General features: G+C 27.4%; 11 protein-coding genes. All 11 read right to left on the bottom strand.

From position 1 onward, the window contains the following. Nucleotides 1-387 precede the first annotated feature (387 nt). Nucleotides 388-2,475, bottom strand: coding sequence for an S-layer protein (locus tag DIC82_06885; protein AWK50753.1), 2,088 nt, complete (start codon nucleotides 2,473-2,475; stop codon nucleotides 388-390). 372 nt (nucleotides 2,476-2,847) lie between these two features. Next, a complete protein-coding gene (locus DIC82_06880) occupies nucleotides 2,848-3,708 on the bottom strand; it encodes a peptidase M50 (protein ID AWK50752.1) in 861 nt (286 codons plus the stop codon). A gap of 125 nt (nucleotides 3,709-3,833) precedes the next feature. After that, nucleotides 3,834-4,307 carry a hypothetical protein gene (locus DIC82_06875; GenBank protein ID AWK50751.1) on the bottom strand — a complete coding sequence of 158 codons (474 nt, stop codon included), beginning with the start codon at nucleotides 4,305-4,307 and terminating at the stop codon, nucleotides 3,834-3,836. Nucleotides 4,308-4,559: 252 nt separating this feature from the next. Continuing rightward, nucleotides 4,560-5,690 carry a rod shape-determining protein RodA gene (locus DIC82_06870; protein ID AWK50750.1) on the bottom strand — a complete coding sequence of 377 codons (1,131 nt, stop codon included), beginning with the start codon at nucleotides 5,688-5,690 and terminating at the stop codon, nucleotides 4,560-4,562. A gap of 449 nt (nucleotides 5,691-6,139) precedes the next feature. Next, nucleotides 6,140-6,409: a cell division topological specificity factor MinE gene (locus DIC82_06865; protein ID AWK50749.1), complete on the bottom strand. Its 270-nt coding sequence runs from the start codon at nucleotides 6,407-6,409 to the stop codon at nucleotides 6,140-6,142. 15 nt (nucleotides 6,410-6,424) lie between these two features. Then, nucleotides 6,425-7,225 (bottom strand): septum site-determining protein MinD, encoded by an 801-nt coding sequence (minD, locus tag DIC82_06860; GenBank protein AWK50748.1) that lies wholly within the window; start codon nucleotides 7,223-7,225, stop codon nucleotides 6,425-6,427. Between the two features lie 20 nt (nucleotides 7,226-7,245). Next, the gene (locus tag DIC82_06855) at nucleotides 7,246-7,905 is read right to left on the bottom strand and encodes a septum site-determining protein MinC (GenBank protein ID AWK50747.1); all 660 of its coding nucleotides are present in this window, start codon (nucleotides 7,903-7,905) and stop codon (nucleotides 7,246-7,248) included. Nucleotides 7,906-8,099: 194 nt separating this feature from the next. Next, nucleotides 8,100-8,780: a DNA/RNA nuclease SfsA gene (locus DIC82_06850; GenBank protein AWK50746.1), complete on the bottom strand. Its 681-nt coding sequence runs from the start codon at nucleotides 8,778-8,780 to the stop codon at nucleotides 8,100-8,102. Between the two features lie 173 nt (nucleotides 8,781-8,953). After that, entirely contained in the window at nucleotides 8,954-11,869 is a 2,916-nt protein-coding gene (locus DIC82_06845) for a penicillin-binding protein (protein AWK50745.1), read from the bottom strand. Continuing rightward, entirely contained in the window at nucleotides 11,866-12,357 is a 492-nt protein-coding gene (gene mreD / locus DIC82_06840; GenBank protein AWK50744.1) for a rod shape-determining protein MreD, read from the bottom strand. Before mreD ends, DIC82_06845 begins: the two co-directional genes overlap by 4 nt. A 10-nt stretch (nucleotides 12,358-12,367) precedes the next feature. Then, on the bottom strand, nucleotides 12,368-13,216 hold the full coding sequence (locus tag DIC82_06835; GenBank protein AWK50743.1) for a rod shape-determining protein MreC: 849 nt from the start codon (nucleotides 13,214-13,216) through the stop codon (nucleotides 12,368-12,370).

The raw sequence follows: 13,216 nt of genomic DNA, 5'->3' as shown, positions 1-13,216 counted from the left end.
AAATCTTATATAAATAAATATTCTATTTAATATAATTTTAAAGTTAAATCCTCATTATCACTATAAGTAATAATCCAAAAGTAAAAGTCTAAATTTCATATCATCTTCATTAATTTCCCTCATAGCATTTTACATCTTATTCTTGCGTTTCCTTTTCATCGTTATATTCTAGGTAGTATACATTGATTCTCTTTCAAACACAATTTCAATTTACTTGATATTTAAAATACTTATAAATTATTTTACTTTCTTTAGGTACATTTTTTAAAATAATAGAAGGGCTAGTTATCTAATTAAAGAATTACTATCCCTTCTGTTGTTTACTTATTTTTTTAATACTTATTCACTTTAAATTTATTTGTGCTCATAGAGAATTTAAAGATAAGTTTAATGTGTGTTATTCTTAATTAAATTGTATACAAGTACTGCTGCTTCAGCATTATTTATATTATGAGTTCCATTAAAATTTCCATTTTTATCGCCCTTAATAATGCCGAACCCATAGCACATTGCTGCATATCCCTTGTATTGTTCTTCTATATTATCTTTAAAAGGAGTGATAAATATTTCCGGATGCACCGCTACTTTATCATAGCCTAAATATCTTATAATAAATTTTGCTGCATCTTGATAAGAAACAAATGAGCTTGGAGCTTTTTCTTCTTTTTTAATTATTCCATTTTGTAAAAGCATGTCATAAAACTCATCATTATCACTACTTCCATAAGATGAATATATATATTTAAAGAAATTAATTTGAGTAATGTTCATATTAGGATTAAATTTGTCTCCTTCAATATAATATCCATTTTCTAAAAGTTTTTTCACTGTTTTTTCACACCAATGTCCACTTATATCTGTGTATTCCGGTAATTTATTATCTTTATATACTTGTCCTGTATAGTCTAGTCTAACGCCACTTATTGGGTCAATAATATAATTATCATTTAAATCTTCAAAATTATATACCAGTTGAACTTTATTTTTGTCTACCATAGCATATTGTAATATAAAGTTCTTATATTCTTTTATTTTATTAAATGCAGTTTGCTTATTCATGACTCCACTAACATCAGGAAATGTTACATTATCATACCAGTTATTATCATATCCAATAATCTTGCCATTAGTGTTGTCAACTTCTACTCGTAAAGAATTGCTATCAAATTCTATTCCATTTACTTGACGTACAAAATTAAAATAAGAAACATCTCCTCCCACTACAACACCAATTTTAACCATTGGCATTGGCTTTTCAACATCTTCATTATTTTCATATTTTGTTTGTGAAAACTTACCTGGTGTAATTTTTTTTAAGAAGCTTTCTGCTATATTTTGTGCTTGAAGCTTGGACACTTTTTTATTTTGATCACCACTATTATTAAAAAAATGTACAGATATCAACTCACCAGATTGTGCATCAACTTGACCATATCCACCTTCAAATCCAATTTGCCATACATATTTTTCATTAAAATCATCTCTATTTAAAGATGCATTACTAACTTTCATTTCTGAAGTAATTATGTCCGATGATTCTCTAATAATACCTTCAGCCTTTTCTTTAGTGATTAATCCTGTAATATTATTAACAGCATCTGCTTCTTCTTTAGTTAATTCTTTTTGACTGTTAGCTGCTATAGATTGATCACCTTTGCCGTCTACATAACTATTATAAAAAATTTTATCTTGGTTATAAACAGTAATTGCTTCTCCTGTTTTTCCATCTATAGCTTTGTATTTGTTATCATTTGTTGCATATCCTGCAAATACATTCATTTTCTTTTGCTTATAATCATAATAAGAATAATATTTTAATTCAACGCCAACTTTATCAATATAATTTTTTTCTGCCACAGAAGGTTCAATTATTCCTTCTAAAGTTTGATATTCAAGCTTATCAGTATCTGTATTTAATTCATTGAAAGACGTTACTTCACCAGTGTATTTATTTACACTAATATTAACAGTATAAAAGTTAACTGGAATATTATTTATAAATCTTTCATAAGTAAAATCGTATGTCCCACTTTGAAAAGCATTTTGATTTTTGTCTACTATCTTCATTTCTCCAACATCTGTTATAATAACTTTTTTTAAAAATTTTTCTGCTGAATTTTGCGCTTCTTTCTTTGTAACTTGTGCTAACCCTGTGTTGTTTTCATCGCCGCTATATTGATTATATTGATACAAATTCCCATTTGTATCAATATAAGCGCCTACAGATCCATTGTTTCCTTCTTTTTCTGCCCAGTTAAGTCTCCAAACTGTAACCTTGTCTCCATTTTTTTCAACTTCACTTGAATAATGTGTAAACTCACTATAACTGTCTGGAATTATTAATATCTTTTTAGCTGCTACAATAGCTTGTTCTAGTCCTTTGCTATCTTCTTCCGCTCCAAATGCCGGAACAGACATAGTTGATACCAATAAACAGAACATTACTATTCCACTCAAGAACCTCTTCTTTTTCATCAATACACACCTTCCTTTATCGTTTTATTTATATATTAAATTATTAACACGGTTTAAATCTCCTTTCAATACTAATACGATTTATGACTCCAAAATTTTGCACTAGTTAATATTTTATATATATTATAAAAATTTAATACTATTAATGTAAATTAAGTTAAATATAAATTCATCTTGGATATGTTATTTCCTTTTATATGAATAAAATAAAAAGTAGAATTAACACTTGTTGGTAAACAAATATTAATTCTACTTTAATTAAACTAACTTCGAATTCAGGTATCTGTATATTAATTTTATTTTCACTATATACTGTAAAATAATAATTATATTAATTATAAAAAAGCAAGTTAAATCCCTATTACTTCTATGTTATTTTTTGTCTATTTCTCGTATTTTCATATATTCCTCCAATGTTATATTACCGTAATATTTCAATGCTTTTAAAAGTTCATCCTCATGAATTATACCAATTAACTCCATATCATCATTAAGAGCATAAAAACTATTAAATTTATTTTTATCAACCAAGGTTAATACATTAACTAAACCTTTTTTATAATACACAGAAATAGATTTATTTTCTATGTATTTATATTTTTTTAACTTTCTTACTTTCCTAATCATATCTCCCATTATTATATACATGGTTTTTTCTCTTTCCAAAATGGTTGTGTATGTGATTAATATGACTGCAAGAAATAAACTTATGTTTACCTTATGTAATAATAACATTGTACTAAATACTAAAAATAGTACTCCGGAAATAATAAAACTAAAAACTTCTGTAATCTTCTTTGACTTTTTATATAGAAACCTTTTTGATAATAATATTTCACATACTCTTGACCCATCTAATGGATATGCAGGTAACAAATTAAAAAAACCTAAGCATAAATTAATACTTATACTACTTTTTATAAATTCCCACCCAAAATAATCATAAAAAAGCCATGTAACCACAGCCATAAAAATATTAAATAATGGTCCAATTAGATATAAAATTAATTTCTTTCTTTCAGTTAATTCATCAATATCACTTAATTCAGCTTTAGCACCTAATATGCTAATATTAAAATTATTAAATTTGCACTTAAATTTATTTGCAACTATTATATGTGCAAATTCATGTAGTATTACCCATAGAAAACTAACAATAACATCGCTTTTAAAATTTCCAAGCCACATTAATATTAATAATTCTACAATCAATGCCATATACCATTTTTTCATTTATAACCCCTATAATATTACTATATGAAGAAACTTTGCAATGTATGAATTAAAATGTAAATTAATAATCTATTAATTTACACTATATATATTGGTTTATAGTTTTGCTTTACCATGTCTAATGTCTAGTTTTGTGAATTACTACTATTCTTTAAGTATTCCATAAAATTCAATGCTTTTATCTTCAAATTATCTATCTTTAAATCTTCTGTAGTAAAGTTACCTATAGTTAAATCTTTTCCTTTTATGTTTCCTATTTGACTAGCATTAAATGCATCTATATACTCATTATAATTAAAATTTTGTTCTAATGTTTGCTTATATTTAACATGCATTTCTTTAACTTGGTTTAATGGAATATATTTTAACCCAAGAAAAAATAATAATAAAATTATAGCTCCTGTTAATTCTCTAATTATTCTTTTAATCAAAGTATTTGTAATTCTCTCATTATATTTTAAATTAATTCCATATTTTGAACCAATAGAATCATCGGCTTTCTTACCTAAACTAAAATGTTTATTATTATCTTTCTTTCCTTTCGCTGTATTGTTTATGTTCTTATAATAATTTTCATAAGCTGTTCTGTAGATACTCATAATATACTCCTTTAAATTCATTATCATTAAATTATATTAAATAACAAGGAAGATTATGAGAATAAAATAGAAACAAAAATAGAATTGATAATTATGCAGAAAACTCTAAAATTTATGTTTTGAAGTTTTTGTAATCTTGCATTTAAATTGTCAATCCTATTTTTACTAAGTTATAAGGCACCTTAAAGAAAATAACAAGTTAGAATATATTTCATTTTTTATTTTCCTTTATGTAAGTAAGTCCTTAATACCTTAAAAATATATCTTTTTCCTTCTCATTCCCACATTTATCACTAACCCTACTGAAATTACTGTTGTGAGTAGCGAACTTCCTCCATAACTTATGAGTGGTAATGTTATTCCCGTAATTGGCATTAATCCTATTGTCATTCCTATATTTTGAAATATAGCGAACAAGAAATATGAAACTATTCCAACACATATAACTGAACCAAATATATCTTTTGAAGTTCGTGCTATTGAAATCATTTTATAAATTAAAAATCCATACAAAGCTAATAATCCAATAGCGCCCAAAAAGCCCCATTGATCTGCTATTGCCGCAAAAATGAAGTCTGTTCTTACTTCTGGCACATTTTGCGCTGAATAACTCGAACTTCCATCATTACTTAAAGATGGCCTACTTCCAAGTATTCCTCCTGAACCTATTCCAATTAAAGATTGAGATAAATGATAAGTGTTAGCATTATCCGCTTCAGGATTTAAAAATCCTGTAAATCTTGCCTTTTGATATGATTCTATAAGTCCTGAATTCCAAACAATTACTATTGCAAGAACTAATGACATTAATCCTCCACCAATAATTTTCATATCTAATCCTATTGCATAGAAAATTCCAAGAACTATAAAGAAACAAACCATACTCATGCCCATATCAGGTTGTGTAACAATAAATAAAACTGGTACTGCAGCATAGAAAACTAATATAAAAAAGTTCTTTACTTCATTTATTTTACCTTCCATATCATCTAGCTTTTTAGCAAGCATTAGTATAATTCCAAGCTTAGCAAACTCTGCTGGTTGAATATGACCTATTCCAAGATTAATCCATCCTCTAGCACCATTGACAACAATTCCAATTCCCGGTATTTTAGTTAATATAAGAAGAATTACTACTCCCCAATAAAATATAGGTACATAGTTAAATATTATTGAATAATCTACTGCAATAATAATATATAGTGCAACCATAGATAATATAAACCAAAAAAATTGTTGTTTGACAAAGGATAATCCATACGTTCCTTTTGTACATAAATATATATTTAATGTACCATATAAAATTAAAAGAATTAAGGAAATTAATAGAGTTTTATCAATTTCTTTAACTAATCTCATATCAAGTTTAAATTGCTTAAACAATACTTCACCTCCTAGTTAAATATATATTGTCTTAAATATTTTACAATATAAATAATTTAGTAATATTAAAATGATTTTATCTGGGGATCAAACCCCACCTGAATCAAGTTTCACTTGATTCCAATTTTATAATTTACGATTCAATCATTTATAATTTAATAATTATCTGATTAATTAAATTTGTTTTTGTATAATCTAATTACCTTTAATTATACATTATTATTTCTTCATTCTCCATAATAATTACATTGATGATATGAAACATAATAATTTTGTAATAATTCATAGCTAGTATCTATATATTTCATATTAAAAATAAAAATATAAGATATACTCATTTTTAGAAAATTAATATTTCTATTTTTCTAAAACGAATATCTCTTATATTTCACTTTATCATTAACTAATTTCTTTTATGTGGTGTAATTTTATATTAAATAATTTTTGCTTTATCTTCCTCTTATTCCCTTGATAGGAATACTAGCTATTAATGCAGAAGTATTTTCTCCTTCTTCATCGTCACTTTTGTTTACCGATATTTCCACATCATCTACTTGTATATCAATATACTTAGAAATTACTGCTAATATTTCTTCTCTTATTTTTTCTATAATCTCAGGAGCAATCTCGCCTCTGTCATGTATAAGAATCAATTTCAATCTATCTTTTGCAACTTCTTTAGGCGTTGGTTTGTTACTTAAATTTTTAAAAAACCCCATTTCTTCTCTCCTCCCTTAATTGCGCTTAAATAGCTTTTTTAAGGAGCCAAAGAATCCTTGATGATCTTCTATCTGTAAATTCATAAGAGGAACTTCTTCTCCTGTAATTCTTCTTGCAATATTTTTAAATGCTTGTCCAGCATATGCATTTTCATCTAATACAATAGGTTCTCCTTTGTTAGTTGAAATAGTTACATTCTTATCATCTGGTACGACCCCTAATAATTCTATTGAAAGAGTTTCTATAATATCACTTACATCAAGCATATCTCCATTTTTAGTCATTTCATAATTTAGCCTGTTTATAATTACTGCATGATCCTCTAATCCCTTTGAATCAAGTTTTCCAATGACTCTGTCTGCATCTCTAACAGATGTGATTTCAGGATTTACAACTATAATTGCTCTTTCTGCACCTATAACTGCATTTTCAAATCCTTGCTCAATACCTGCTGGTGAATCTATTAATACATAATCAAATTCTTCTTTTAATTCATTTACTATTTTAAGCATATCTTGTGCACTTATATCATCCTTATCCTTTGTTTGTGCAGTAGGTAATAAGCATAGATTAGGAAATCTTTTATCTTTTATAAGCCCTTGTTTTAATCTGCATCTTCCTTCTATAACATCTATTATTGTATATACTATTCTATTTTCTAATCCAAGTAATACATCTAAATTTCTAAGCCCTGTATCACCATCTATAACAACTACTTTCTTTCCAATTGATGCTAAAGCAGTTCCTATATTCGCTGTAGTGGTTGTTTTACCAACACCACCTTTACCTGAAGTTATTACAATAGATACTCCCATTTACAAATCCCTCCGACATTCTAATATATATATTTGTTTGGCAAATACGGTTCAACTATTATTGATCCATCCTTAATCCTTGCTAATTCCGGATATCTTGGTTTTTCAATATCATCTGGAGACATTGCTATAACACTTGCAATTTTTAGAATTTCTGGTTGCAATAAAAATGCAGCAATTACGGCTTTCGTATTCCCATTCGCTCCTGCACTTACTTTACCTTTTATGATTCCTAAAACAATTACATTTCCATCTGCATATATTTCTGCTCCACTATTTATATCACCAATTATAACTATGTTACCTTGATAACTTATAGATTGTCCACCTCTAATTGTTTTTCTTATAAATTTAGTTTTCCCTTCATATACACCAGCAAATATTCTAGTCTCCTTTTCATGTACTTGTTCAATTTCTTTTTCTATGTCTTCTAACACGATATCCTTTATTTCTATTTCAGATAATAATTCGCGCCTAATAATTTCAAGTTCTTTCTTATTAATTAATTTTAAATCTATTTTCAAAATTAGCGTTGTTCCTTTGTAAAAATGTTTTCCTTTAGACAGTTTTTTTATTAACATTTTAAGCATATCTTCAAAACAAGCAAACTTATTCATATGAATAGTTGTATTTATTCCATCTTTATTCCCTTTTATTAAAATACCATCATTATTATACATTCATTCCCTCCAATGAATTTTGCGGATTAAAACAATAAATTCATTTTAAATTGTCAACCTATTTAAGATTATATCATTATAATAACTTTTTTTGTATATATCTTTCAATAAATTTCAATAAAATTCTATTAAAAAATATATAATACTCAATTTTTTTCAATTTTGTACAATATATGTAAACTGATTTTTTTCATTTATATTATCACCTCAACATAATCCATTATTTTGATGCTGTCTTCTTTAACTTCACAGTCTACTGCAAGTATATTTACACCTTGTTTTTTTGCTTCTTTTAATGCGTCCGCAAATTCTTTATGTGTTTCTACATTAGGTTCAAAATGTAATACATTTTTCATTTGTACTACAAATATTATATATGCATCATACCCTTCTTTTACACACTCGCAAAGTTCTTTCACATGCTTAACACCTCTTTCCGTAGGTGCATCTGGAAACTTTACAACTCCTTGATTCTCTAACGTTACTCCCTTTACTTCTATAAACGCTTTTCTCTTTTCTGTTTCAATATAAAAATCAAATCTAGAACTCTTATATTTAGATTCTGGCTTTATTAAAGTAATGTCCTTAATAAGATTACCGTCTGATATCCATTCATGAACAATTTTATTTGGTACCTGAGAATCTATATTAATAAGCTTTTCTTGTTTTATAACGCTTATAAGAGAAAACTTAGTTTTTCTTTTAGGATTATTATTCTCTTGAACAAAGACTCTTGTATTTGGAATTAATAATTCTTTGCATCTTCCTGTATTTTTAACATGACAAATTTCAACTTTCCCATCAATTTCAATATGCGCAATAAATCTATTTGGTCTTAATATAAATTTCCCTTTTTTTATATTATCATATTTCATTATTACCTCCACCAAGGCCTACGCCTAATATTATCCTTCATATAATATATATTATAACTTATATTTTTAATTGTTTTGCAAAAAAATATCTTTATAGGCAAAAATCCAATGCCTATAAAGATATTACAAAAACTATTTTTAATTTTCCATATTTGATTCTTGGTTATCTACCTTTATTTTTTTTCATCTATTGTACTTACTTGCATTACACTACTATTTTTATTATATGGATTATTAGTAACATACTTTTGGAAAGACTCCGATTTAGATGCATAATTAGGATCCAATCTTAGTAATTCATCCTTAAAGTATGCTTCATAAACTGATCTAACTGTTGGTGCAATATACCCTCCATGACCTCCATCAAAAACTACTGCAACTACAGCTATTTGCGGATCATTTGCTGGAGCATAACTTACATAAGTTGCATAGGGCGATCTCCCCTTTTCTCTCTGATCTGCTGCAAAGTCAGCTGTCCCAGTTTTACCAGCTGTTTCTATTGGGAATCCTAAGAATGCAGTTGCTGCTGTACCACCTTCTTCAGTATTAACAGCTGTCATCCCTTGCTTAACTACCTCTTGGGTTGCTTTTGAAATAGATATTGTATTTAATATTTCTGGTTTGAATTCTTGTATTACATTACCATCATTATCTGTAACTTTATCAACTAAATGAAGTTTATATCTTGTTCCACCATTGGCAAGAGTTGAAATATATGATGCTAACTGCATTGGAGTATAGTTATTCATACCTTGACCAATTGATGCATAAACAAGTTGAGCTGGTGATCTTATTTCTCCAGGTTTATCGTTAATTGTAAATTGAGCCAAAACCTCTGCTATGATTGAAGCTTGATTATCTAGATTTACCGTTTTCCCTGATGCTTCATAATCTTGTATCCTTTGTTTATATATATCTGAATTATCAATTATATCTTGAATATCTTTCTTAATATCTTTTGCAAAATCATCATGACTACTTTGTGGTTCATCCGTTCCAACTTTATTTAAGCTATTTACAACTTTGTCTTTTATGGATTGTTTTGCATTACTAACCTCTTCCTTATCATCTTCTAAAACACGAATGTCAAATGGAATGAAAGTTTTTCCATTATAATCTCCATTTTCTAAAGCATCAACTAAGTTATATTTAGCATATGCAATAGAGGTATCTTTCCATGATTTAAAGTTATATGTTTGACCATAATTTTCTCCTATTTCTATTCCAGTTGTAGCTTTTTCTTTACTGTTTGTATCAACACCTAATCCAAATTGCCAAGCATATTTTGCAATAGAATTTAAAGCCTCGATCTTACTTTCTCCTTGATTTTGCTTTTGAATATACATTCTATATGCAGTTTCATAGAAATAATAGTTGATTGATTTTTGTATAGCTGTTGTTAAATTTGTTGGTCCATTTGCACCTTCTATATCACTTCCTGGTGCAAAGCTTTTACCAAAAGTTTCTGGATGTTCAGTAAATTTACCTATATCATTTATAACTGTGTCAGCGTTTATTACACCAGACTCCATACCCGCAACTGATGTAAGGGGCTTAAATGTAGATCCTGGTGGCAACAATGACATAGTAGCATAATTATAAAATGCTCTTGGATATAAATCATATTGATCTGTTCTATATTCATCCTTCATTGGAAATAAATCATCTACAGTCTTGTTCAAACCCATGCTTTTTATTAACTCTTGCCCAAATGCATCCAAGTCTGGATTGAAATATTTTGTTCGCTCTTCTGATGTCAATTGTCCCGGAACTGCAAATAAATTAGGATCAAAATCAGGATAACTTACTAGTGATAAGATTCTTCCTGTTTTAACTTCAACTGCAATTATTGCTCCTCTTGTTGCATTTTTATAAGTATATCCTTGATCTGATGTATTTTGTAAAACTTTCATAGTATCTACTAAAGATTGCTCTGCGGCATATTGAATATCATTGTCTATTGTAAGATGAACGTCATTTCCAGGATAAGATTCAAGTTTAAATAATTCTTGAGTAACTCTACCTTGTGAATTTACCTTGACAGTAGTTCCACCCTTAACGCCCTTTAGTTGTTCTTCGAAAGCTGATTCTATACCAGACTTACCAATTAAGTCAGATGAAACATCGTACCCTTTAAGTTCATACTTTTCTTTTTGAGTGTCATTAATTGGAGATACATAACCTAAAACTGAAGATGCTAAATTGTTAAATGGATAATATCTTATTGGTGCTAAGCTAACATCTATTCCAGACAAATCATTAAGTTTTTGATAAACTATAAAAGCTGTATCCTTTTTTATATTTCCTGCAATTGTTGCTGACTTGTCTCCTTTAAAACTCTGCATCTTTATAGAATCTTTTATAACCATAAATTTTCTAATATCATTTAAAGAATAGCCTTCATTTAAAATCATATAAGTTAACTCTTTATCTGACATGTTAGAATATATTTTACTCTTATCTTTATTTTTATAATCAGAATCTATAATTTCAATTAAATTATAATATCTAACTAAAGCATAAAATGAATCTTCTGGTGTCATCTTTAGAAGAGCTTCATCTAATTTTGAATTTTGCGTATCAGATAGTTCTTCAACATCTTTAAACATTATATTTTTTAAAGTATCACTTATACCTCTATCTTTTTTAAATCTTAATTCCTCATAATTTTGCGCTTCTTTACCGCTACTAGTATATTCAAAATATATCTCATTATCACTATCTATTTTTAATGGCAATGTATCTTGAACAGTTTCTTTATTTTCATCTAATATTTTGAACAATTGTTTCATTGTCGTATAAAATTGCTTATCTGAATCATCTGTTTTAGTATATGTAATGGTATATGTTTGTATATTAGTTGCTAAAATATTACCTTTTTGATCATATATCTTTCCTCTTGGAGCCTTCTCTGATACAAACCTTGTCGATGTAACATTTGCTCTTTCCTTGTATTCTTCATAACTAAATACTTGAATATACAATAATCTTAAAATAATAATTCCAAATATAATTCCCATAATAATACCCAAAACAGTATACCTAGAAGTTTTCTTTTTTTTTCTATTTGTTGGTTTATTTAGTATCATTTAAACCTCCACCTTTGTTTTGAATATTCATCATCATAAACATTCATTACTAACTTATATACAAAAAACATTACTACTCCATTATATATTCCCATAATAATACTTTTTGAAAATTGTATATCAATATCTAACAAATAAAATATTATAATTACTCCTATATACTTCATTATTGTAATAAAAAAAATTGAAATTACAGGTATTAATCTCTTATTTTTTACTATTCCTTCTCCAATAATGCTTGCTAAAAGACATAATAATAAATTTAATAAAGAATTCACTCCAAATCCATGAAAAAAGAAAACATCTTGCAACACACCGCTCACAGCACCTATAAATGTAGCCTTTTCTTTGCCATTTATTATTGAATAAGCAATAGCAACTGTAAATAACAGACTAGGATAAGCCCCTTTTATAGAAAAAAATGGGACCAATGAATTGTCTAATATAGCTAAGCCTATTGAAACTAGAATAATAATTAATTTTTCCATTTACGAACCCCTAATTATATTTAATTTCTCTCGTATCCTTCGGAGAGACAATAAATAATTCTTCTAATTTATTAAAATCTACATATGGTTTTACAACTGCACTTTTCATTACTTTTACTTTATCTTCCTCAACTGAAATTACTTCTCCAATTCTAATTTCCTTTGGATAAATCATACCTACTCCAGAAGTCATTATTACATCACCTTCTTTAACTTCAGAATCCATTGGAAGATCGTACACTTTTGCTAAATTTCTATTTTTACTATCTTTAAATCCTTTTAAATATCCAGTGGCATCTCTAGTGCTTTCAACCATAACACTTACAGCTATATTTTCATTAGCCAAAGATTGAATTATGCTCCAGTTATTCCCTACACTTGTCACTTGTCCTACCAATCCTTGAGCTGCTATAACTATCATGCCTTTTTGAATATTCTCATTTTTACCTTTATTAACTATATATCCATCTAAAAAGTTTCCTCCACTATATCCTATAATATCGCATGATATATAGTTATAGTTATTTCTTTCTTCTACAAAATTTAATACTTCTCTTAATCTATCATTTTCTTCTTTCAAATCTGAATAAGTACTTAATTTGTTTTCAAGCTCTTGATTTTTATTAATTAATTCTTTATTTTGTGCTTTTACTTCTGAAAAATTCAAGAAAAAGTCTAAAGTTTCCTTAAGTTTATCAGTTGCATTATACATAAGACTTTGTACAGGATTTAGAGTACTACCGGCACCATTTTCAATAATACTTCTATTCTCTCTCTTAACAGTATAAACTATTAATCCTAAAAAGCTAACTGACAGTACTATAATAGTTACTGCCAGTTTATTCCTAAGAAGCTTCAT

It is taken from the genome of Clostridium beijerinckii, from assembly GCA_003129525.1.
GTDB lineage: Bacteria > Bacillota > Clostridia > Clostridiales > Clostridiaceae > Clostridium > Clostridium beijerinckii_D.
This window is presented reverse-complemented; position numbering and strand designations above follow the sequence as displayed.